We start from the raw sequence: 23,541 nt of genomic DNA on the forward strand, positions 1-23,541 counted from the left end.
GCATGGAAGACCCCGTTGTTTTTTGTTTTGAGTCTGGGACATCCTTCGTTTAACTTCCCTTTTTCTGTTACTTCAAATAAGCGCTGCGCGAAAAGCCGATTTCATAATCAAACCGTTTCCCTTTCAACTCAACCGTAACGTGTTTTTGCCGTTGAAGAAGCAAGGAATTGAACAGCATATTATCCAATTGCTTGCACCACTTTGCAGTGTTGGTTTTTTCTTGGTTAGCAGAACTGTTTTTTTAAAATTTTCCTTATGTAATTTAATACATTTAAAGCTTTATGCCACTTTATCTTATGATTTTCAATAAAAAAAGGTGCCGCTTGTTCTTCTTCCCTGCTTTGAAAGAAAATCAAATTTTTCATAAGAAAAAGGGCTGTTGCCAGCCCTTTTTCTTCAACCATATGTAATTTCATCTTCATCCTGAACATCAAATCCATGCTTGATATGCAACACCGTCCTGACGACCAGTTTGGCTTTCTCATTTTCAATAAGCCACCGTTCATCCGGAACGATTTCGAAATGCTGCATTTTTGTTTCTTTGGATTGGATATTTCCGGCCAGCTCCAGCGACTGTTTCGTAACCGGAATCTCAATGTAGTTGAAATCGCTGTCTTCCCGGTAATCTTCAATCATTTTAATGACCTGCAACTCGATATAGTCGATTTCCATGTCGCTTTCTCCGCCATATACATAAATTGTCCCATTCAGCGTTTCGCCTTCTTCCAATTGAGGCCTTTCAATGACAGTATCGATTTTCATCGTGCCAAAGCCGATCGATGACAAAAATTCTTTGAAATTCATAAGTAGAAACCCCCAGCTTTTTTAATGGTTCTGAACAATTCCAATAATTATTGGATTGAACCGTTATTGAAGTTCGTGGTAATCGTAATGATTTTCAAGGTCCGTTTCATGTTTATTGTAACGGCGTTTAAATAATTTGTAAAAATGGGAAACCACTACGCGCAATAGCGCATACCCCGGAATCCCCAGCAGCACGCCGATGACGCCAAACAACGACCCTGCTGTCAGCAATACAAAAATAATGGTGATGGGATGGATATACAACGTCTTGCCCATGACCTGCGGCGAAATGAGGTTGCCTTCCACCAACTGCACAACTGTCCAGACAATCGCCAGCTTGACGAGCATGAACGGCGACGTCACAAGCGCAATGATGACAGCTGGCGTAATGGCTATCGCCGGTCCGATATACGGCACAACACTGGTGACCATGGCTATCGACCCGAGCAACAACGCATAATCCATTCCGATGATCAAAAAGCCGATATACACCATGATACCGATGCAGACAGCGACGATAATCTGGCCCTGGATATAAGCGCTCAACTGCTTATCAGCTTCGCTGAACAGCTCCCGTGTATCTTCACGGAAACGCGGCGGCAGCAATCTGACAATGTATTCCGGAAGCTTTTCGCCGTCTTTAAGCAAATAAAACAAGATGAACGGCACAATGACAATCGATAGAACGACGCCGGTAATGGCGGAAATAAAACCAGTGATTCCTGTAATGACACTGGTTGCCGCATTTTGGATGGTATCGGCAATATTGTCAGGCAAAGTGGCAAGAAGCCGGTCAATGTCAAAAGTAGATCCCCTGTAATAATCGCCGATGATCGAAGAGCGCAGAAAAGCATCGATATCTGTCAGCAATTGCATGAAATAATCCGGAAATTCTTCGATCAGCATTTGAAACTGGTCCCGGAGAAATGGAAACACCAGCACGACAAGCAGTGTAATTAACCCGATAGCTCCCAGGAAAATGATGATGATCCCCCATATCCTGGGGATTTTCAACCTTTCCAATAGACGAAGAACCGGCCGCAGCAAATAAAAGGCGATTAACGCCAAAATACCCGGCAGCACGACAGTCTTCATGAAGACATTTAACGGGTTGAAGATAAACGACACTTCCCGAAAAACAAAAATGGCCAAGCCAAGCAACACCAGGATGACCAAACTGAACAACGTGTTGCGGCCGCCCAGGAAATGAATGAAGTTTGTTGAGAAAAATGACGGTTTTTCCGGTTCCATCCCTGTCCCTCTTTCTGTATGATCTTGCTACTTCCAGTTTATCATATGTTCAGACTTTTCAGTGAAGGGGTTGCGACAAAAATTCGCTTAATGCCTGTTTGTTTTGTTCGATGTCCATTTCAATGACCGAGCCGGCGTGTGAATAGGAATTGAACCGGTAACTGTCTTTAATCGGGATGGTTAACCGCTCCACCTCACTGTTTCCGCTGATGGCCAGTTGGGCAGCCAGCTTCATCTGATCTGACACAGGCATATCTGTTTGAACAAACCCCTGTGCTGCGCCTGCCAGTTTCGGCAGTCGCGGAAGGGCCGAAATGCCGAGTACTTCCTCTTTTGTAGCGGCAATTACTTGCTGCTGACGCCGGACCCGTCCAAAATCACCTTCTGAATCCGCACGGAAACGCGCATAGCCGAGTAATTCCTGGCCATTCAGCTTCTGTACGCCTTTTGTGAGCGTGACGCCGATTTTTTCCGACATATCTTTTTCCACATCCACTTCCACGCCGTTTGGTGCGGCAATATCGATGAGGCTTTCAAAGCTTTTGAAGTCAATCACTGCATAATGATGGATTTCCACACCAAACGTGCTGCGCAGCGTATCAGCCAGCAGGTCCACACCACCCAGATAAAAAGCCGTGTTCAATTTATAGGATTGATAGCCGGGAATGTCGGCATAAATATCACGCATGAACGAAGTGGCTTTCAGTTCATTTGTCTCTTTGTTATGCGACAGCAGCATCATTGTATCCGTACGCGATTTCTCTTCTCCTCTGGAATCCACTCCGAGCAGCAGGATGTTTTCGTAATCGCCGTTTTCTTCATCACCCGAAAAGCTTATTTGTTCTTTTGCTGGATCATCAGCTTGTTGGTATCCGATTTGGAATTGTATAAAGGCATAAATCCCTGCTGCGATAATGAGCAAAAACAGCAATAGGAAAATCCCGCGAAAACGGAAACGCTTTTTTTTGCGCCGTTCTCTCCGTAAGGGCAGTTCTTCTTCCATGATGTACACGTTCCTTTCTGGTTGTCCTACACGACATAAGACGATGCTTGGCTTGAAGAAGTTTCTGTCTCAATTATAAAACATTTTTATTGTCCCACATGAAGAGTGGTGATAAAATTTTTTTAATGCGTTTGAGAGGAGAAAGTACGATGACGGAAAAAGCGACATTTGCCGGCGGCTGTTTTTGGTGCATGGTGAAACCATTCGATCAGTTTGACGGCATTGAAAAAGTAGTGTCCGGCTATATAGGCGGACATGTGGAACAGCCGACATACGAACAAGTGAAATCAGGGACGACGGGCCATTTGGAAGCGGTGGAAATCACATTCCAGCCGGAAGTGTTCCCTTACGAGCAATTACTCGAAATTTTTTGGCAGCAAATCGATCCGACGGACAATGGAGGACAATTCCAGGACCGCGGCGAGCAGTACAAAGCAGCGATTTTTGTCCATAACGAAACCCAGCGGACACTTGCCGAGCAATCGAAACAGGAACTCGATGCCAGCGGCCGTTTCACAAAACCTGTCGTCACAGAAATCCGGGATGCATCCCCTTTTTATGAGGCGGAAGATTACCACCAGGACTTTTATAAAAAAAGTCCGGATGAATACAAGGAAGACCGCGCAAAATCCGGCAGGGATGAATTTATCGACGCGGTTTGGGAGAAAGCGGAAGTTTAAACTGTTCCATAGTTGAAAGCCATACCCGTTTCCCGCCAAAAAAGCAGGCGCAATTCATTCATTGCGCCTGCTTTTTCTATCCTTTTAATGGATGACCGTTCACAATGTCACTGAGTTCTGCGAGTTCACGGATTTCATAAGTCGGGATAACTTCCGTTCCGTTGCTTTTCTGATGCGGATTAAACCAGCATGTGTCAATGCTGTAATCGCTGCCTCCTTTAATATCAGAAGTCAGTGAATCACCGACAATCAGTACACGGTTCTTATCCTTGATTCCCATTTTGGAAAAAGTGTAGTCGAAAATCCCGGAATCCGGCTTCTGAAAACCGGTCTCTTCAGAAATGACAACTTGTTCAAACAAGTCTTTGAGCGGTGAATTTTCAATGCGGGCCTTCTGCACATGTCCGAAACCATTCGTGATGATGGCCAGGCGGCATTGTTCCAAAGAAGAACACAAGTCAACGGCCCCAGGCATCAGATGCGTTTCTTTTCCCAAATAACCGAGGTAGGACTGGCTGAACAAGCTGGCGTCCACCGCAATTCCGTGCTGCTTGAACAAGCGGTTAAAACGTTCGACTCCAAGATTGCCGAGAGCCAGCTTCCCCTGCTCCAGTTCATTCCATAAGATTTTGCTGATGGCTCGATAGCTGTCGTGGTAATCCGAGAAGCCATTAGGTAAATTAAATTCCATAAAAGTATTATGTAAAGCATTTCTCTCTGAAATCCGAAAATCCATCAGCGTATCATCCACATCAAACAAGATGATGTCGTATTTTTTCTTTTTGTTGATCATAATACCAAACCTTTCTTCTGTCTTACTTGCTTTCTTTATTGCTTAACAGGACTGTAAAAAGTGCCAGCAAAGCAGTAAAAATGAGCAGCAATATAAGTGTTATCATATGCGTTCCAAAGCGGTCATAGAAAAAGCCAATGGCAAAAGGCATGGTTCCTGAAATGATATAACCGCCTGTCTGGATCATCGCCGTCCAGCTGTTGACATCATCCGCCGTCTCGTTTTCGTCAAGCGGCATCAGCAACGCCAGCGGGAACAGGCTGCCCAAAGTAATCCCGAAGCATCCAGCTGCAAGCCAAGTCGCCGTTGCAGTGCCAGCCATCAACAGCAAAATTCCACCCGTACAGACGGCCAATGCAACCCAGATCCAAAGCAGCCGATTCGGGTACTTTGACAAAACCGTCGGCAAAGTGACATTGACGACAAGCTGAACTCCCGTCATCACCGTCAATACCGCACCAGCGGCCAGCACCGACATCCCCTGATCGATGGCAATCGGGGCCAGCCAGGTGAGTAGTGAAAAGAACAAAGAGGACTGGAAACCGAAAAACAGCAGCATATACCAGGCCCGTTTGTTTTTCCAGGGCAAACGGGACGGAGCCTGTTTCCCCATTCTTGTCTGGGATTCGGTATCATGCGAAGGCTGTTTGACACGGAACCAGAAGAAAAGCCCTAAAATGGACAGCAGCCCCCAGCTGGCCAAGGCGACCGGCCAATCTGCAACTGTGTAAATAACTCCAGTCAATCCGGCAGATAAAGCCGCTCCCAGACCCATTCCAAATGAATAGACACCGATCAATGCCGGCGTACGCATCGGAAAGTTCTGTTTAATCATGGCCGACAATAACGGACTGATAATGGCAATTGCCAAACCGATGAAAAAGGAACTGGCAAACAGCAGCGGAAAAGTGGGAACGAGTCCTCTCAGCAAGGTAAAAGCGCCTATGACGACCAGCAGCATTGCGACCGAGCGCTGAGCGCCGAACTGACGGTTGAAAACGACGGCAAACGGCGCAAACAACCCCATACAGAAAACGGGAACAGCCGTCAGCAGACTGACCTGGCTGTTGGTAAGTGATAAATCAGCGCGGATCACATCGAGCACGGGCCCGATGGAAGAAATGGCTGGACGCAAATTGATGGACACAAAAAAGATGGCGACCACCATCAAACCCAATGCGGTTTTGGTTTGTTGTGCTGTCATGTTAAAGATCCTCCTATATGGACGGTAATCCAAACTTGTGTTCCCTGCTTGAATTGATTAAAATAAGGTGGTGAAAGGCGGGTTATGTAAATGAAACTCGTAAATTGGAGTTATGCAAAACGCTATAACATCAAAGCCATTTTTGATGACTTTCCGCATGTCGTTGTGCTGTTCCGGCAAATCGGCGGCTATTATTTCATATTTTCCATGAAAGGCCTGACACCTGAACACATCCCGACGAGAAGGGATTATGTAAAAATGGAATATCTGCTGAACAAAGAACTCGGAATGCTGACTGCCTATAAAGAAAGAAAATATAAATAACCTTATTGAGTTTCATTGTAGTCTTTTTCAATCTTTCAAAGTTAACAAAGAGACTCTTTTCTTACAACGAAGCTGGTGCAGCGATGCAACGCTCTTTCATGTCTCGAAGCTAGCGAAGCGATGCAGAGACAGAGACAGAGACAGGAGCACAAGGGTTCAGCGGAGCTGTTTTGCGGAATATCAACAAGTGAAGATTTTAACACCCTTCCTTCAGTTTATCGAAGTGCGCGCTTGATTGCTATCAGTTTTGGGCTGTTTCATGATATACTATTCTTATTGTGAAATTTAGGAGGTACGTTTAATGATCGCTGTAAATGATGTAAGTCTTCGCTTTGGTGACCGTAAACTTTTCGAAGATGTGAATATACAATTCAACCCGGGGAACTGCTATGGCTTGATCGGCGCTAACGGTGCCGGCAAGTCGACATTCATCAAAATTCTCTCCGGTGAACTTGAACCGCAGTCCGGTGTCGTGAAAATGGGGACGGATGAGCGTCTTGCCGTATTGAAACAGGACCACTTTGAATACGAAGAATATGCAGTTCTGGAAACGGTCATCATGGGCCACAAAAAGCTGTATGAAGTGATGTCAGAGAAAAATGCCATTTATATGAAGGAAGACTTTTCAGATGAAGACGGCATGCGCGCCGCAGAGCTTGAAGGCGAATTTGCCGAGCTGAACGGTTGGGAAGCTGAATCCGAAGCAGCCATTCTTTTGCAGGGCCTTGGCATCGCCGAAGATCTCCATGACAAAAAAATGGCGGAGTTGTCCGGTTCCGATAAAGTGAAAGTGCTGTTGGCACAAGCGTTATTCGGCAAGCCCGATGTTCTTCTTCTCGATGAGCCGACCAACCACCTCGATTTGAAAGCGATCCAGTGGCTGGAAGAATTCCTGATCAACTTTGAGAATACGGTTATCGTCGTTTCCCACGACAGACACTTTTTGAACAAAGTCTGCACGCATATTGCAGATTTGGATTTCGGCAAAATTCAGTTGTATGTCGGCAACTACGATTTCTGGTACGAATCAAGCCAGCTGGCTACTCGCCTGGCATCTGACCAAAACGCGAAAAAAGAAGAAAAAATCAAAGAATTGCAGGCCTTTATCGCCCGGTTCTCTGCCAATGCTTCCAAGTCGAAGCAGGCGACGTCACGGAAGAAAATGCTTGATAAGATTCAGTTGGATGACATTCGTCCTTCTTCCCGTAAATATCCGTTTGTCAATTTCACAATCGGCCGTGAAATCGGTAATGATGTGTTGACAGTCAAAGATTTGGGTCAATCAGTAGACGGCAAGCAATTGCTTTCAAATGTCAACTTCAATATGAGCAAAGATGATAAGATTGTCCTGCTTGGTGATCCATTGGCGAAATCGGCTTTGTTGCGCATTCTGGCAGAAGAAGACGAGCCGGCTGAAGGGTCGATCCGTTGGGGTGTCACCACTTCACGCGCGTATTTGCCGATAGACAACACCATTTATTTTGAAGGCAACGAATTGTCTCTAGTGGATTGGCTGCGTCAATACTCGCCGGAAGACGAAAGTGAAACGTTCCTTCGCGGATTCCTCGGCAGAATGCTGTTCTCCGGAGAAGAAGTGAAGAAAAAGCCTTCGGTCTTGTCCGGTGGGGAAAAAGTCCGCTGCATGTTGTCCAAAATGATGCTGTCACATTCCAATGTGCTGTTGCTTGATGAACCGACCAACCACTTGGATCTCGAATCGATCCAAGCCCTCAACAACGGCTTGATCGCATTCAAAGGCGCCATGGTCTTCACATCCCATGACCATCAATTTATCCAAACCATTGCCAATCGTGTAATCGAAATCCGTGAAGATGGATCGATTCTCGACAAGCAATTGACATACGATGAATTCCTGGAATGGAAAGAAACGCAAGGCATAACAAATTAAACAGCAAGCAAAAATCCGTTCTTCTTTAAAGAAGAACGGATTTTCTAATGGTTCCAAGAGAAAACGACAACATTGAAGGTGGCACCGCTTTTTCTTTTAAAGTTTGATGAAACGCTTAGCCAGCCGCCCCGCAGGAACTTTCGCGGCCAAATCGCTGCCTGAATGGGTAAGTCTTCTAATGACCTCAAGCAGGTCTTCATCTCCTGCCCAATGCTCTTTGACGATGTCCACTGAAAATTTGTTCAAGATGGCATTGACAATGAAAACCGCCACGACTACATCATCCATAAAACCGGCAGGGCCTGTTAAAAACTCAGGGATAAAATCAATCGGTGCGATAAAGTACAATATCCCCGAACCGATCATCGTCTTGCTTTTTGCGTCGATCCGGTCGTCCAGCATCATCTTCATCAACAAATGAAACAAGTCAGGCGCCACTAAAATATAACTGCCGACTTTGCTGACCATTCCCGATCTGCTTTTTAGCCAGTTGTCGACTTTTTCACGCAGTTTTTGGTAAAAATCCTGCTGCTGTTGCTCACTCGGCATCTTTTGCGTTAATGTGTCTCCCACACTTTGACCCCCTTTCAAAGAACTTTACCGTATATATACCTTTAACGGAGAAATCCAAAACTTCCAGTAAACATTGATTCGTCAACTGTCCTAAAAATCCATCGTAATATCGGTGGCCACCCGTTCACGTTCCGGCTTGCCTTCCACTACCGTGAAATTCACCAGATGACAAGCACCAGGACTTCCAGATCCCTATTGACTTCAAATGATTCTGCGAAAAATTGTTCTCCTTCTTCGCCCTCTATCTAACCGTACCCTTCATCGCGGTCAAACGATATCACTTTCCCTTTCAACCAGCAGAACCTCCCAGAGAATGCTGATTTGTTCTTCAACTATACCCATCCGTGCCCGCTGTCTAAACAAAACAGGAATCATGTTCATTTCCATAAAAAAAGGGCCGTTCGCAATGAACGGCCCTTTCGGATTATTAAAGTTTAGTTACATTTGTAGCTTGAGGTCCGCGGTTGCCTTCCTCTACTTCAAATTCAACTCTTTGACCTTCGTCAAGCGTTTTAAAGCCTTCGCCTTGAATCGCTGAGAAGTGAACGAATACATCGTCTCCGCCTTCTACTTCGATAAATCCGAATCCTTTTTCTGAGTTAAACCATTTTACTGTACCTTCTTGCATGAAAATAACCTCCTGTGGTTAAAAAAAATTTTTCAATATGTGAATTTCCAAATAAAAAATTCACATATTCCAAAAAGTACCATCACGTGCTGATCACTTTTTGGAATATGTGAATAGCTCTTTCTGGTTTCAATATCTTTGATTAATCCAATTATAGCAAACCTATCAAAAAAGTCAAACAAATCTAAAAACTTTTTATTAGATTTTTTTTGAAAAGAATGTAGTTACTGGAAAGAATATAGGTCATTTTCGGCGGTAATGACATTTTTTTCGTTTTTCTTCTGTACTTTTTTCAATAGCGTGAATCTTTTGATTCATCTTCTGTCATTTTCGGCTAACGTCTTTGCTTTGAAATGCTCTCACTCCAGCCAATCCTCTCCTTCTTTCCTTACTATGCATTTTGCCAAAGATTTTCCTTTCTGTCCAGTGTTTCGCCTCTTTTTCCCGCGGTCCCTAAGTTTGTATTGACAACTTGTTTCCCGTAAAATACATAGTAGAAAGATTGATTTTACTCAGCAGGAATTTCGCCTTTGATAAAAACTAACCGGACAAAACTGTGGGCCTGCATTTTGGCAATGCCTGCAAGATCGGTTTCCTGCTGTCCCGACCCAGTTTTGAACGTTACCGTTCATTGAATTCCGTTTGCCTGTCAGAATAACGGAATTGCTGAAACTTTTCAAGTCTGCAAACGTATAATTGAGTAGCAGCAAAGGAGGATTCTTCCATGAAGCCCATGAAGCCATTTGAAAACTTCATCAAACGACAAACTGTCAGCCTGCCTCTCATGACAGTGATGTTTCCTGTTCTTTATTTGGGAGCGGAAATTGGATTCATCGCTTCAGGAGCCGTGGCAGCCGGCACATACCTTGCCAGCAATACCACCATGAAACAAGTACAATACTCCTCCGACTCCAAGAAATTGGGCATGTCGCGGAGTGAATATAAACATGTGCGTCTCCAGGTAAAAGAAGCAAAAACAAAAATCAAGCAATTGCAGGGCCATTATTACCGGGTGCGTTCCATTACATCATTCAAGCAATTGATGGATATCTCAAAGCTTGCCAGTAAAATCACAACGGTGGTCCAGCAAAATCCGCGAAAGTTTTATCATGCCGAACGCTTCTTTTATTCCCATTTGGATTCGGCCATTGAACTGACCGAGAAATATACCTTGCTCGTCAATCAACCTGTCAAGGACCGGGAAATAAAAGTTGCCCTTCAGGACACGCGTGAAATGCTGCGCTCCATGAAAGAAGTGATGGAGCAGGATTTGAAGCAGGTGTTGTCAACCGACGTCGAACAGCTGCGGATTGAACTGGATTATGCCCGCATGGCTGTCGATCATACCAACAGCCAGAAGCTGCTGATGCAACCACAAACAGACAGTGAAGGAGATATGAAAAATGACACAGAATCGATCGACTCAAAGTGATTTGGATGATTTGCTGGGAACCCCTTTCGGCATTGAAACAGCACCGGAAAAACTCGAAATTGCCGAAAAAGAAACAGGTCGGCCCGTTGCGCTGATGGAGCGGTTGACGGAAGAAGAACAAAAAAAAGCACGGGAGCTTGCCAAACAGATTCCGGCAGGTGATTATGAAGCGATTTTGACGTATGGCGCCAATGCGCAAAACCAATTAAGTCAATTCTCCCACCGTATGCTGGAACATGTTCAGAAAAAAGACATCGGTCCAGTCGGCGATGTACTTCATGACTTGATGAAAAAGCTGAACGAACTGAATCCGGAAGAATTATCCCAGGAGAAACGCTCAGGTATCCGGAAACTGTTCTCCAAAGCCAAATACTCCATTCAGGAAATGATGACCAAATACCAGAAGCTCAGCACACAGGTGGACCGGATCGGAATCCAGCTCGAACATTCCAAACGCGGCCTGTTGGAAGATGTTCAGATGCTTGAACAGCTTTATGACCAAAACAAGACGTATTTCCAGGCACTGAATGTCTATATCGCCGCAGCTGAACTGAAGCGGGATGAACTTTTAAATGAAACGATTCCGGCAATGCGCAAAAAAGCGGAAACTTCCCAGGACCAGATGGCGTATCAGGAAGTCAACGACATGGTACAGTTTGTCGATCGTCTGGAAAAACGCTTATATGATTTGCAGCTATCCCGTCAAATCACCATCCAAAGCGCTCCGCAAATCCGTATGATCCAGCAGACCAACCAGACGTTGGCGGAGAAAATCCAAGCTTCGATCATGACGTCCATTCCGCTGTGGAAGAACCAGATTGCCATTGCCCTGACGCTGAACCGACAAAACAAAGCAGTCGAAGCACAAAAGCAAGTTACTTCGACGACCAACGATCTGCTGCTGAAAAACTCCGAGATGCTGAAAGTCAATTCCATTGAAACCGCCAAGGAAAATGAGCGCGGCATTGTGGAAATTGAAACATTGAAAGAGACCCAGGAGAATCTGTTGGAAACCATTGAAGAAACGCTTCGGATTCAGGCTGAAGGCCGTTCCAAACGAAAAGCGGCTGAACTCGAAATCGGCAAAATGGAAAACGATTTGAAACAGCGCCTGCTGACCATCCGCGATGAACGGGAAGGCGGCAATCAATAATTTGGACAGAAACCCCATGAAGCTTTGCGCTTCATGGGGTTTTTCGGTGCTTATTCTGATTGGAAAGTAAATTCAATGGTTTGGAAAGTATTTCGTCTGCAAGAGACAGTATTTCATTGGTTTTGGAAAGTATTTCGCTTATCAGAGCAGGTAAATCCTTTTATAGGAAATCAAACTCATTTTATCAGCATTAATTTCCCTTTTTCCATCCACTTCACCCACCCTGAAGCACCAGATGCAGTGTCCGTTTCAATAACCGCAGCGTCTGGTCGACAAATTGATCAAGTGAATTGGCACTGACTGATTTATTGCCATACATCATGCGGTAAAAAGCGGCTTGTTCTTCGGTGATTTTCTCACTGCTGAGAAACAGGTGCAGCACTTCAATGCCCTGCTTTTTTGTTTCCTCCACTGCTTTCGCCGTATCAATTACACCATTTTCCGCGTAGTTATAGGCGGAAGGTTCTCCATCGGAAAAAACCAACAAAAACCGATGCTGTTCTGTACGGCTCCGGAGGCGGTCCTTCATCCATCGGATTGCAAAACCGTCGCGGTTGTCTTCATGGTCTTCCATTGACCAAATTTCCTGTGCATGGTCCTTCGTTCCGTCTTCAAATTTATGCATCCATTCAAAATAATTGGGCTGACGGCTCTCACTCGCTTCATATGCGTCTTCATAAAATAATACGATCTCGTGCGGAACATTTAATCCTCTCAAGACATCATGGAACAGCAGAACCGCCTGTCTCGTTTCGTCCAGTTTATCAATCATTGAAGCAGAGCCGTCAATCAGCAGGCAAAAAACAGCATCCAGTTCCCTGGAAGGTGCTGATTTCCGGTAAAACGGCTTCGGACGCTCTTCGATTGCCAGTGGCACCAGCTGCTTCGACAGACGGCCTGCATTCAGATTTCTCCTGGCATCGCTTTGTCTGGAGTCGATTCTCTTTCTCAGTTCTTTCAAAAGTGCTTTGACATAAGGGGTGTGCCTGCTCCGCGCTGCATCGATTTCCGTTTTATGTCCTTTGACTACGCGAATCCTGCTCTCGTGGTACTCGACATGGTCATTGGCGGCGCCGTATTTGCTTCCCGCTTTTTTGGGCGCTTGGTCCGAATGTTCATCTGCTGCTTCGTTGTCTGCCAGATGCTCTCCTCTTCCCTCTCCCTGAGCGGTTTGCTGAACATCCTCTGCGCCCTGTTCCTCACGCCCTCCTTCTGCCATACCGGACTGTCCCTGTTCCAGTTCGAACTCCAGCGCTGCCGCTTCCTCCATTTCCATTTCCCTGTGCCAGGTGTGGAACCATTCCTCCAATGTCTCGATTTTTTCTTCGTCATCGGAATTTTCTGTTTCCACGCCTTCATGGTAATGAAACGGCGGGACTTTGTCAGGCGACTCACCGAATGTGTAATAGCTTTGAACCGTGTCTTTTTCAAACAGAAATTCCAGACGCCCCACCATCCGTGCAATGACATCTGCCGAGTCTGCCGTCGTCCTGGCATCAAATACATGCGTCCAAATTTGAAACAGTGGCTCCCATTCCTCCAAGCCTGCATCCTGCCGCCCTCTGAGCCGTAAATAAGCGGCATTCAAAAAGGCGTCCGCAGAAAAACCTTTTTGGCTGTTCTGTTCCAATTGTTTGGTGTGGTATTCGGTATAGACGGTTTCCCTGATTTCAAAAGCTCTTTTTGTGCCGGGACGTTCTTTGATGATCTGTTCGCTTAAACGGAATTCTTCAGCGCACAGCAGCAATTGTTCCAGAAGCAATGGCAGATGGGTATCAATCCGTTTAAAGCTGCGCCATTCATGCAAGTTGAAATAACGCCAAAATCCTCCGCTCATCAAATAAATATCTGACAAATAACCGTTTCGCTCCACCGTTTCCGGCCGGTGTTTCCAAAACACACTCATGGAAATGGTGGATTCAGATGGCCTGAATTCCATCAGTTTACGTGTAGTCACTTTTAGATAGGGCGCTTCGGCAAGTGCTCCTGCCAGTAATTCCATCCGTTGAAGCAATTGAGTGTCGACCGTTTCATTATTAAATTGGATGAATCGATTGACTGATGCCATCCCTCTCACCTACTTGATCCATGTATTGGCCAAATCCCTGAACAATTCCCGTTCGCTTTCGTCCTCCAATTTTTCGGCGATGGCGTAGTTCACTGCCCGCATTGGGTCCATATGCGCCGATAAAGCTGTTGCATCCAGCAGACTGCGTATCGAAGCCGCTTCTTCCGACAGCAAACCGTTTTCCACCTGTTTCATCAAATCAGCTGCCAAATGAAGCATAAACGATTTCAACTCCGTTGAAGCTTCCGGAAATTCCCGGTTCCACAGCTCTGCCAATTGATCGCCCGTCAGGTAAGGAACCGGATAGGCAATAAACCGATTTTTCAGTGCTTCGTTCATCGGTGCTGTTCCGATGTATCCTTCGTTAATCGCAGAAATTACCGAAAAGTCGGGATGCGCTTGGATCACTTCCCCAGTAAACGGGTTTGTCATCATTCTGCGGTAATCCAGTGCACTGTGTAAAATCGGTAACGTCTCGGCTTTCGCCATATTGATTTCGTCAATGTACAGGATATGGCCTTTTTTCATCGCCGTAACAACGGGCCCTTCCACAAATTCAATAACACTTTGTCCGTCTTTTTGAACCAATGTCTTAAAGCCAAGGAGTGCTTCCGCGTCCAGATCCACAGAACAATTGACGCTTTGCATTGGCTGAGCAAAGACTGCAGAGACGCTTTCCGCCAGTTTTGTCTTGCCTGCACCCGTCGGCCCTTTCAGCAGCACCGGTTTCTTTAAAACGACTGCAGACAGGATATCCCGCCATAAATAATCATCCGGAGCAATATATCCTCCTTTTCCGATGAGTATTTCATCGTCACCGTGTGTACGCTGTTTTCGTTTACTGATTTCATTTTCAATAAGAGACATCCTTACACCTTCTTTCAATAGAAAAGACCGATGAGCTGGCATCGGTCTTTTGTTCACTCAAAATATGTTTTGTAATAACCGCCGACTTTTCCGGTGTTGTCGACGACGAAGATGAACTCTTCGGTTTCGTTCTTTACATCATAGGTTTTTCCTTCAGTCAATACATTGGAGACGAGGAATTTCGCCGCTTTTGTATGATTGCATGTGACAGTCCGTATCGTTTCTTTTGTATCCCATTCTTTATGAATCACAGTTCTCATCCTTTTCAATATGTCTATGGCTTAAGTATAAGGAAAAGAGCGCTGAATTTCAAATCCGCTATTTACGCACTGAGCGGGTCAGATAAATCGAACGGATGGTAATGACCAAAGCGATCACGAGCGACAGGGAAACAAAAAAAAGCTGCAGATGAGAAAGTATGGTGTCATATGCATATGGAAACGTCCTGCCCAGATTAAAATAAACCATCATCCAGACAAAGCTGCCGGTGTAGGCAAAAAAGGCATACTGTAAAAAAGGGAAACGGTTGGCTCCAACGACATACGGCATGGCCCAGCGAAAACCAGGAAGGAAAAAGCTGAGAAAAATTGCCCACTTTCCCCGACGGACCAAAAAAGCGTCAAATTTTTGAATCGCCTTGTTCCACCTTGTCTCTTTTAACTTCCTGAGGAGACGCATGCCGAGCGTAAAGCCGATAAAATAAGCGAACGTATTGCTGGAGATCAAGCCGAGATAGGCAGCCAGAAATGCATAGACCGGTTTGAAATGGTTGATCTCGGTAACCACACCTGAAAAGGTGGCGGCGACTTCATTTGGCAATGGCATGCCAAAAAGAAGGAGCCAATTGATCAGGAACATACTTACATATCCATATTCTTTCACTAGTTCGATAAAAAAAGACAAATCCATCGCTTCCAACCGCCTTTGGGACCTTCTCTTTCCATCATGACAAAAAAAAGATAGCCCTGCAACGCAGGACTATCGGAAATTGTGATTATGATTCTAGCAACAGGTCTTCAGGATTTTCAATCAAATCTTTGACCATTTTCAGGAACCCGACAGAATCGCTTCCATCGATGACACGGTGGTCATAAGAAAGAGCCACATACATCATTGGACGGATTTGAATTTCGTCACCAACTGCAATCGGACGTTTTTGGATAGTATGCATGCCAAGAATACCGACTTGCGTGCCGTTCAGGATTGGTGTTGACATCAGTGAACCGAATACACCACCGTTTGTAATGGTAAACGAACCGCCTGTCATGTCCGCAATCGACAGTTTTTTATCACGCGCTTTTGCGGCCAATTCACCGATGCTCGCTTCAATCTCTGCAAAGTTCTTTTTGTCTGTATCGCGGACGATCGGCACAACCAGGCCTTCTTCAGTTGATACTGCAATTCCTACGTCATAGAATTGCTTCAGCAATACATCATTGCCGTCCAACTCAGCGTTAACGTATGGATATTTTTTCAAAGCAGCCGTAACCGCTTTTGTGAAGAATGACATGAAACCAAGCTTCACGTCATGGTTTTTCACAAATTGATCTTTTTTGCGGCTGCGCAATGCCATCACGTTGGTCATATCGATTTCATTGAAAGTTGTCAGCATGGCAGTCGATTGTTTAACTTCCAGTAAACGTTTTGCGATTGTTTGACGGCGTCTTGTCATTTTCTCGCGTACAATACGTCCGCTTTCTTCATCAGAAGAAGCCGCTTTTGGTGCTTCAGCTTTTGCAGCAGGAGCTGGCTGGCTTGGAGCAGCCGCTTTGGTGCTATGGGCTTCAACATCTTGAACGCGTACTCTTCCCATCGGATCAACTGGAGTGATGGCAGCAAGATCGATTCCTTTTTCACGAGCCAATTTGCGGGCTGCAGGGCTTGCGATCGTGCGGTCAGAAGAACTTTGTTCTTCGGCTGCTGGTGCTTCTTCTACAGCTTCTTCAGTTGCTGGAGCTTCTGTTTTTGCAGGCTCCTGCTCTTCTGATTTCGGTGCCGGTTCAGCAGACGCGCTGTCTCCTGAAGCTTCCCCGGAACCTTCTCCAACGATGGCGATGACTTGTCCAACTTCCACCGTATCGCCTTCTTCAGCTTTCAGTTCCTGTACAACACCAGCTTCTTCGGAGATAACTTCAACGTTGACTTTATCTGTTTCCAATTCAACGATAAATTCGCCTTTCTCCACTGTATCGCCTGGTTGCTTCAACCATTGTGCGATTGTTCCTTCTGTTATCGATTCTGCTAATTCTGGTACTTTGATTTCTGCCACAGAAAATTCCTCCTTAGTTGATCCTTAAGATTGCGATAATGCTTCGTCTATAATGCGCGCCTGTTCCACTTTATGCGCTTCGCCATCACCTTCAGCAGGGCTTTGACGCTTGATGCGGCCATAATATGTCACGTCTTTGCCATCCGCGATTTCACGCAGATACGGCTCTGCAAATGACCATGAACCCATGTTCTGCGGTTCTTCCTGAACCCATGCCAGTTCTTTGGCTTTCGGGTAACGGTCGATAATCGCCTGAATTTTTTCGGCCGGGAACGGATACAGTTGTTCGACACGGACAATATGCGCCCAGTCGTAACCTTTTCCGTCTTTTACGCGTTCTGCCAGGTCGATTGCCATTTTGCCGCTGGCAAACAGGATCCGTTCCACTTTCGTTTTCTTTTTGCCCATTCCCGGCTGTTCCAGCACAGTTTGGAACTGGCCTTCCGCTAGGTCTTCCAATTCCGCTCCCACCATTGGATGGCGCAGCAAAGATTTAGGAGAAACGATGATCAGTGGGCGAATGGACTCTTCACCCAGCATTTTCGCTTGCCGGCGAAGAATATGGAAATAGTTGGCGGCGCTTGAAAGGTTAGCCACTGTCCAGTTGTTTTCTCCAGCCATCTGCAAATGTCTTTCCAGACGGGCACTTGAGTGTTCAGGACCCTGTCCTTCATAGCCATGCGGCAAGAGCATCACAAGTCCTGATTTTTGTCCCCATTTTGCACGGCTTGCAGAAATGAATTGATCGAACATCATCTGAGCCATATTCGCAAAATCTCCGTACTGGGCTTCCCAGATGACAAGTGCTTTTTCATTTTCGGCGTTATAACCGTATTCATAGCCAAGAACAGCAGCTTCACTCAATGGGCTGTTGTAAATGGCGAATGATGCTTCGGCACCGGAAATATGGTGAAGCGGTACGAGTTCGTTGCCGGTTTTTTCATCATGCAGTACAAGATGGCGATGAGCGAACGTCCCGCGCTGCGCATCCTGCCCTGACATACGGATTGGATTGCCGTCTTGAAGAATGGAACCGAACGCAAGTGTTTCCGCGTGAGCCCAGTCGATTTTTCCTTTTCCGTTAAATGGATCTTCGCGGCGTTTCAGGATGCGGGCCAATTTACCGAATGCAGAAAAATCTCCTGGCCAAGCAAGCAATTCTTCATTCATTTTAATCAGGACATCTTTATCGACTCCTGTCGGCACTTCAGGGAACCCATTCAATACGGCTTCGGGAATCGTCATTTTTCCTTCATCGTCTGATTTGTTTTCCTTCACGCGGTCATACGCTTCCTGCATTTCTTTTTGAATGTCTTTGTCGAGCGTCTGCACGTCATCTTCTGTCAGAACTTTTTCAGAAGATAATTGCTTTCCGTACAGCTCGCGTACTGTTCCATGCTGATGGATGCCATGATACATCAGCGGATTGGTGACAAGCGGTTCATCCATTTCGTTATGTCCGTACCGGCGGTAGCCGATCAAATCGATTAATATATCTTTTCCGAACTTCTGGCGGTATTCAAAAGCAAGACGTGCAACAGCAACCACTGCTTCCGGATCATCTGCATTAACATGGATCACTGGAATTTCGTAGCCTTTGGCCGGATCCGATGAATAATGAGTCGAACGGGAATCGTGTTGTTCTGTCGTGAAACCGATCAGGTTGTTGGCGATGACATGGATTGATCCACCTGTATGAAAACCATTGATACGGCTGATATTCAATGTTTCCGCAACAACGCCCTGACCTGGGAAAGCGGCATCGCCATGAACCATGATGGCGTATGCTTTTTTCGGATCGACTTTCGGCATCCCTTTCTGGTCAGTGATCTCCTGAGCTGCGCGTGTTTGCCCCGCTACAACCGGATTGACAACTTCCAGGTGGGATGGATTGTAAGCCAGTTTGATGTTGGTGCCATCCGGTGAACGATACGTGGCACCCATATGGTATTTCACATCACCATACCAGCCTTTTGTAATTTCCAGAGAACCGTTTTCCGGCAGGAAAGCTTCGTCGCCGACGTGGGCAAAGCCTGCAAACATCATTTCATATGGCTTGTTCAGAATATGTGTAAGCACATTTAAACGACCGCGATGCGCCATCCCGATCATGATATTCTCCGTACCGGCTGTTTCGGACAAACGGACCAACTCTTCCATCAGAACGACTAAAGTGTCTACCCCTTCAATCGAAAAGCGTTTTTGCCCTACAAACGTACGGTGTATAAATTTCTCGAACCCTTCGACACGCGTCAACAAATCCAGCAATTCTTTTTTCTTGTCTGCGTCCAGTGAAGGCTTCAATTGACCGGATTCAATTTTCTCCTGAATCCAGCTGCGTTCCTGCGGCTGTACAATATGAGAAAATTCATAGGCGATTTTGTCAGTATAAAGGGATTTCAGATAAGTAATTGCTTCTAACCCGTTTGTCACGTCGGACGGGGCATTCGCTAATATGAAGGAAACCGGCACATCTTTCAAATCCTGTTCCGTTAACCCATATGCGGAAAGCTCCAAGCGTTCCGTATCTTTTGGCTGGTCCTGAAGCGGATAAATATCCGAAGCCAGATGACCATGTGCACGGATCGCTTCAGCCAGTTGGACAGCTGCCAGCACTTTGGCAAATTTGTTTGGATCTACGCCACTCTCGACTGTCGGAGCAGCAGTGGAAGCTGTTGTTTGCTGTCCGGCCGCTTCAACCGGAGGACCATATTGTTCAAAAAGCTCTGCATATTCCGGATCGATCAATTCCGGGGATTCCTGGTAAAGATCGTACATTTCCATTACATATCCCAAGTTTGGACCCGTAATGGAACTCCAGGGAGATTGTGCACCTGAATAATTGCTAGACATAAAAAAACCTCCAACTATTTGCCTCATGGCAGTCACTTTAACTATTGTATGTCTTCCATATTTTATCACGCCTCCCGCCGGACATAAAGCGCAAGGCGTTCTATCAATTGAAGAACAAATTTCCATATCAATCTTACTACTTCCAGTAAAAAAAACAATGGTTTTCCGTGAAAATATTCACATTTAGAAATTTCGGGTTTAAGAAAGTGAAAATTGAGGTTAAAAAACCGTAAAATCGACGAAATTCAAACAGAAATAACGGCTCATCCCACAAACTGCCGAGCCACGGCAGAAGTTTGTCGGCTGAACTTTTCATAATTGGCCTGTTCACCCAAATCGTCTGCCGACACAAACCGGCTGTCTTCGCTGGTATCTTTCCAGTCAAATACGTGTTTCGACAAATAACTTGCATTGCCGGTCAGCTTCAACGAAATCCGGTCGCCTTCTTTTGACACTGAACACTTAACCATTCCACCTGGGTTGTAAACGTAAACGTCTCCGTATGGAACAATTCCGGCCATGCAGCTGACCAAAGCCGATGCGGTCATCGCTGTGCCGCACGCATTGGTGAAGCCCACCCCCCGCTCAAAGGTTCTGACAAAAATGCCATCTTCCACTTTGGTGACATAACTGACATTGACACCGTCGGAAAAATAGTCATTGGGGCCATTGAAAGTTTCTGCCCATCTTTTTTGGTGAGATTCATCTGCCTGGAATGACCCAGGCACCAAACCGATCAAATGGGGATTCGGCACCGCGACGGCTGTAAAAGGAACATCTTCCGAAACAAATGGCAATGGAGTCAAAATCAGCTCTTCACGGCCGTCATAAGTCATCGGCAAATCCGTTAACTGGAAAGACACCGGTGAAATCTCCACCGAATACGTGGCGATGCCGTCCATCAGCGTCTGTTCTTTTTCCACATGTAAATGCGCCTTCATCGTTTCTATGACCGCGTTTGTTAAATTGCCGCGTTCACAGACGTAACGGGCAACACAGCGCAAACCGTTGCCGCACATGGAAGCCTCGGAACCGTCTCGGTTAAAGACACGCATTTTGGCGTCAGCTGTTGCGGAAGGCAGTATCACCAGCAAACCGTCAATCCCTTGATCCAGTTCCGCCAATTGCAGCGCCAACTGGTCATAATCCTGCCGTTCCGGCCCTTCCACCATATAAAATGTATTCATGGATCCATGAACTTTCAGCAATGTAATGTCCATTCTGCTCACCTCTGCTCTTTCTTTTCTCCAATTTCATCATCAATTTGTCCGTGTGGAGCGAGCCTCCACTGAAGAGAGTGTCCGTCACCTTTTGCTCGTGTGAGCGACCACTAACTTCGCCATTTCATAGGAAGTTTTTGGCGGTTCCGCTTGAGTCATCTGATCCACCAGTATATCTTCATCGGCACGCAGCCGGTTGATCGCCTGCATAAAACTCTCTGATGTCAGTTCTTCTTCTTCCATGACATGCGCAAATCCCTGCTGTTCAAACAGCCGGGCATTTAGCAATTGGTCGCCGCGGCTTTTCTGGACAGACAGCGGAATCAGCAGCATCGGCTTTTTCAAAGCCAGGAATTCAAAGATGGAATTGGAACCGGCCCTTGAGACGACAAAGTCAGTCATATGTAAAAGATGGGACAATTCATGTGTCACATATTCAAACTGGCGGTAATTCGGTTGTTGTGACAAAGATTCGTCCACATTGCCTTTACCGCATAAATGGATAATGCTGAAATTTTCCGTTAGCTTTTTCAGATTGTCTCGAACTGCTTGGTTGATGATGGCAGACCCCTGGCTTCCGCCCATAACCATAAGAACAGGTAAATCGTTATCGAAATAACAGATTTCTTTTCCTTTCGCTGCGGAACCGTCCATTAACTCACTGCGGATGACCGCTCCGGTGCACGTGGATTTCTCCGCCGGTACATACTTCAGTGTTTCTTTGAAAACGGTAAAGATATGATCAGCAAACGGCATTGCCAGCTTATTGGCCAATCCAGGCGAAACGTCTGACTCGTGAATAATAACAGGCACTGTCATAATTTTCCCTGCCATGACGACTGGAACCGATACAAAACCACCTTTTGAAAAAATAGCGGCCGGCTTCGTTTTCCGGATGACATTGATTGCCTGAATCAGACCGATCCCGACACGAAAAGGATCCGTAAAGTTTTTCATGGAAAAATAACGGCGCAACTTTCCACTGGCGATGGCGTGATAAGGGATATCCGGATTCGATTCCCGGATCAACTCTTTTTCGATGCCGTTTTTTGATCCGATGTATTCGACATCCAGATCCAGGTTTTGGATCTCCGGAATCAGTGCCTGGTTCAGCGATACGTGTCCTGCTGTACCTCCTCCGGTCAAAATGATCTTTCTTTTCTTCATTTATTGGCCCACTCTCTGCAATTAAAATTCATTTGTACTTATGGCATTAACGATTTTCCAATTCTCTGCGGAGCCGGCTCTGACTGTTAAAATACCCGTTTCCGCATTTGTACATCTCTTCAATTGTAGCATAAATGGCTTGTATCAAGGAAAGGAAGGTCTCAATGAAGACAAAAAAAGATTGCCGCTCACTGAGCAGCAATCTTTTTGTATAGTGATACCAGATCTTTTTTTTGTTGTTTGGTCAAATCCGATTGTTCAATTCGTGAGAAGGCAAGGGCCAGTTTTTCCTCTTTTGACTTCCTGACGCGCGGATGAGTCAGCTCATCGTTCAGTTCAATGAGAATTTGCTGTTCCAATTCCTGTTGAGTACGGATATTTTTAACTGACGCCCTATTCGGCCATAATTTCTGATAAGCTTCAATCATGGCAATTCCACCTGTTGGATTTCTTCCCCGATGATGACCACCTGCGGTTTCATGCTCATAAATTCCGGCAGCCATTGTGCCATTCCATAGGCATACTGGAAAGAATGAGGGTATTTATCACCTTCCAGCGGCACGTATCCTTTGATGCGGTAAACGGTTTCCGGCAAATCACGGAGCCACTGCTCGAACGTTTCCCGATTGACTGGCCGGGCAAACTCCAGTACCTTCGTCCCTAAATTCAATTTCGCAAGGGGCGCTCCTACCGTTTCGCTTTTCCCTGAAACCGTCATTCTCTTCAAAGCTTGAAACGGAACTTTGGATTGGACCGTCTGAATAATCTGTGCCGAAGGGTTCAATGACTGGATTTCATAAATCGCTTGCCCCTGCTCAGCTTCTGTCAGCAAATCCATTTTATTTGCCAGGATTAAATCTCCATGGCGGACCTGTTCCAGAAACAGCGAACGGACCTGCGGACTCAGTGAATTTCTGTCAAACCAGCGCTTGCTGTCTGCCACAGTGACGATTCCCTTGAAATGGAGCTGCTCTGCAAACAGCGGAGAAAAAATAGCATCCAATGCCTCGACAGGGTGAGCAGCCCCGGTCGTTTCAATCAGCAATACATCAAAATCTTCTTCTGCCAATAAAGTTTGGATCTGAGCTTCCGACTTTTCCGATCCTGTGCAGCAAATACAGCCTTCCAGCAGTTCCTTGAGTGGAACCCCACCTTCCACTTCCTCAGAATCGAAATTCAGTTTTCCCAGTTCGTTCATGAAAACAGCCGGCTTTAAACCTTCTTTTTTCATTTGTTGAATCATATGCTTCAGCAGCGTTGTTTTGCCGCTTCCTAAAAATCCGCTGAACAAATACACATCTACCATGCTATCCCTCTTTTTCAATCATCATTGTAAAAAAAGG

23 protein-coding genes are annotated in these 23,541 nt (G+C 45.8%); 5 read left to right on the forward strand and 18 right to left on the reverse strand.

The genetic code is table 11. The features are described 5' to 3' along the window. Nucleotides 1-224: 224 nt before the first annotated feature. From EEX84_RS03020 to EEX84_RS03035, 4 genes are all read right to left on the reverse strand, one after another. A complete protein-coding gene (locus EEX84_RS03020; RefSeq protein WP_123164115.1) occupies nucleotides 225-404 on the reverse strand; it encodes a hypothetical protein in 180 nt (59 codons plus the stop codon). Then, entirely contained in the window at nucleotides 397-804 is a 408-nt protein-coding gene (locus tag EEX84_RS03025; protein WP_123164116.1) for a sporulation protein, read from the reverse strand. Before EEX84_RS03025 ends, EEX84_RS03020 begins: the two co-directional genes overlap by 8 nt. Before the next feature lie 63 nt (nucleotides 805-867). Further along, nucleotides 868-2,055, reverse strand: a complete 1,188-nt coding sequence (locus EEX84_RS03030) for an AI-2E family transporter (protein ID WP_123164117.1) — start codon at nucleotides 2,053-2,055, stop codon at nucleotides 868-870. Nucleotides 2,056-2,113: 58 nt separating this feature from the next. Then, a complete protein-coding gene (locus EEX84_RS03035) occupies nucleotides 2,114-3,058 on the reverse strand; it encodes an LCP family protein (RefSeq protein WP_123164118.1) in 945 nt (314 codons plus the stop codon). A 149-nt stretch (nucleotides 3,059-3,207) separates the two neighbouring features. Between EEX84_RS03035 and msrA the strand changes: the two genes are divergently transcribed. Beyond that, nucleotides 3,208-3,738 carry a peptide-methionine (S)-S-oxide reductase MsrA gene (gene msrA, locus EEX84_RS03040; protein ID WP_123164119.1) on the forward strand — a complete coding sequence of 177 codons (531 nt, stop codon included), beginning with the start codon at nucleotides 3,208-3,210 and terminating at the stop codon, nucleotides 3,736-3,738. A 76-nt stretch (nucleotides 3,739-3,814) separates the two neighbouring features. Here the strand turns inward: msrA and EEX84_RS03045 are convergent, their stop codons facing one another. Next, nucleotides 3,815-4,531 carry a YjjG family noncanonical pyrimidine nucleotidase gene (locus tag EEX84_RS03045; protein ID WP_123164120.1) on the reverse strand — a complete coding sequence of 239 codons (717 nt, stop codon included), beginning with the start codon at nucleotides 4,529-4,531 and terminating at the stop codon, nucleotides 3,815-3,817. Nucleotides 4,532-4,553: 22 nt separating this feature from the next. Further along, the gene (locus EEX84_RS03050) at nucleotides 4,554-5,735 is read right to left on the reverse strand and encodes an MFS transporter (protein ID WP_123164121.1); all 1,182 of its coding nucleotides are present in this window, start codon (nucleotides 5,733-5,735) and stop codon (nucleotides 4,554-4,556) included. A gap of 90 nt (nucleotides 5,736-5,825) precedes the next feature. Between EEX84_RS03050 and EEX84_RS03055 the strand changes: the two genes are divergently transcribed. Both EEX84_RS03055 and EEX84_RS03060 read left to right on the forward strand, forming a co-directional pair. Next, nucleotides 5,826-6,059, forward strand: coding sequence for a hypothetical protein (locus EEX84_RS03055; protein ID WP_123164122.1), 234 nt, complete (start codon nucleotides 5,826-5,828; stop codon nucleotides 6,057-6,059). Nucleotides 6,060-6,360: 301 nt separating this feature from the next. Next, complete coding sequence (locus EEX84_RS03060; RefSeq protein WP_123164123.1) at nucleotides 6,361-7,968, forward strand: ABC-F family ATP-binding cassette domain-containing protein; 1,608 nt, start codon at nucleotides 6,361-6,363, stop codon at nucleotides 7,966-7,968. 96 nt (nucleotides 7,969-8,064) lie between these two features. On the opposite strand, the gene EEX84_RS03065 is transcribed toward EEX84_RS03060, so the two are convergent. Next, a complete protein-coding gene (locus EEX84_RS03065) occupies nucleotides 8,065-8,541 on the reverse strand; it encodes a YkvA family protein (RefSeq protein WP_240033907.1) in 477 nt (158 codons plus the stop codon). 427 nt (nucleotides 8,542-8,968) lie between these two features. Continuing rightward, entirely contained in the window at nucleotides 8,969-9,169 is a 201-nt protein-coding gene (locus EEX84_RS03070; protein WP_033541967.1) for a cold-shock protein, read from the reverse strand. Between the two features lie 724 nt (nucleotides 9,170-9,893). Between EEX84_RS03070 and EEX84_RS03075 the strand changes: the two genes are divergently transcribed. Continuing rightward, nucleotides 9,894-10,601 (forward strand): 5-bromo-4-chloroindolyl phosphate hydrolysis family protein, encoded by a 708-nt coding sequence (locus tag EEX84_RS03075; protein WP_123164124.1) that lies wholly within the window; start codon nucleotides 9,894-9,896, stop codon nucleotides 10,599-10,601. Continuing rightward, complete coding sequence (locus EEX84_RS03080) at nucleotides 10,573-11,754, forward strand: toxic anion resistance protein (RefSeq protein ID WP_123164125.1); 1,182 nt, start codon at nucleotides 10,573-10,575, stop codon at nucleotides 11,752-11,754. Before EEX84_RS03075 ends, EEX84_RS03080 begins: the two co-directional genes overlap by 29 nt. 214 nt (nucleotides 11,755-11,968) lie before the next feature. Here EEX84_RS03080 and EEX84_RS03085 read toward each other — a convergent pair whose 3' ends face one another. The 10 genes from EEX84_RS03085 to EEX84_RS03130 all read right to left on the reverse strand — a co-directional run bounded on the left by EEX84_RS03085 (nucleotide 11,969) and on the right by EEX84_RS03130 (nucleotide 23,504). Beyond that, nucleotides 11,969-13,822 (reverse strand): nitric oxide reductase activation protein NorD, encoded by a 1,854-nt coding sequence (locus tag EEX84_RS03085; protein ID WP_123164126.1) that lies wholly within the window; start codon nucleotides 13,820-13,822, stop codon nucleotides 11,969-11,971. A gap of 9 nt (nucleotides 13,823-13,831) precedes the next feature. Beyond that, entirely contained in the window at nucleotides 13,832-14,689 is an 858-nt protein-coding gene (locus EEX84_RS03090) for an ATP-binding protein (RefSeq protein WP_123164127.1), read from the reverse strand. Between the two features lie 53 nt (nucleotides 14,690-14,742). Next, nucleotides 14,743-14,949 carry a DUF6501 family protein gene (locus EEX84_RS03095; RefSeq protein ID WP_420812546.1) on the reverse strand — a complete coding sequence of 69 codons (207 nt, stop codon included), beginning with the start codon at nucleotides 14,947-14,949 and terminating at the stop codon, nucleotides 14,743-14,745. A gap of 58 nt (nucleotides 14,950-15,007) precedes the next feature. Next, nucleotides 15,008-15,598 carry a DedA family protein gene (locus EEX84_RS03100; protein ID WP_123164458.1) on the reverse strand — a complete coding sequence of 197 codons (591 nt, stop codon included), beginning with the start codon at nucleotides 15,596-15,598 and terminating at the stop codon, nucleotides 15,008-15,010. Between the two features lie 85 nt (nucleotides 15,599-15,683). Beyond that, the gene (odhB, locus tag EEX84_RS03105) at nucleotides 15,684-16,958 is read right to left on the reverse strand and encodes a 2-oxoglutarate dehydrogenase complex dihydrolipoyllysine-residue succinyltransferase (protein WP_123164129.1); all 1,275 of its coding nucleotides are present in this window, start codon (nucleotides 16,956-16,958) and stop codon (nucleotides 15,684-15,686) included. A 24-nt stretch (nucleotides 16,959-16,982) separates the two neighbouring features. Continuing rightward, nucleotides 16,983-19,811: a 2-oxoglutarate dehydrogenase E1 component gene (locus EEX84_RS03110; RefSeq protein WP_123164130.1), complete on the reverse strand. Its 2,829-nt coding sequence runs from the start codon at nucleotides 19,809-19,811 to the stop codon at nucleotides 16,983-16,985. Between the two features lie 263 nt (nucleotides 19,812-20,074). Continuing rightward, nucleotides 20,075-21,031 carry a diaminopimelate epimerase gene (gene dapF / locus EEX84_RS03115; RefSeq protein WP_123164131.1) on the reverse strand — a complete coding sequence of 319 codons (957 nt, stop codon included), beginning with the start codon at nucleotides 21,029-21,031 and terminating at the stop codon, nucleotides 20,075-20,077. Nucleotides 21,032-21,115: 84 nt separating this feature from the next. Then, on the reverse strand, nucleotides 21,116-22,198 hold the full coding sequence (locus EEX84_RS03120; protein WP_123164132.1) for an undecaprenyldiphospho-muramoylpentapeptide beta-N-acetylglucosaminyltransferase: 1,083 nt from the start codon (nucleotides 22,196-22,198) through the stop codon (nucleotides 21,116-21,118). A 188-nt stretch (nucleotides 22,199-22,386) separates the two neighbouring features. Next, on the reverse strand, nucleotides 22,387-22,626 hold the full coding sequence (locus EEX84_RS03125; RefSeq protein ID WP_123164133.1) for a hypothetical protein: 240 nt from the start codon (nucleotides 22,624-22,626) through the stop codon (nucleotides 22,387-22,389). Continuing rightward, entirely contained in the window at nucleotides 22,623-23,504 is an 882-nt protein-coding gene (locus EEX84_RS03130; protein WP_123164134.1) for a CobW family GTP-binding protein, read from the reverse strand. Before EEX84_RS03130 ends, EEX84_RS03125 begins: the two co-directional genes overlap by 4 nt. Nucleotides 23,505-23,541: the final 37 nt, after the last annotated feature.

It is taken from the genome of Planococcus salinus, from assembly GCF_003719725.1.
GTDB classification, from domain to species: domain Bacteria; phylum Bacillota; class Bacilli; order Bacillales_A; family Planococcaceae; genus Planococcus; species Planococcus salinus.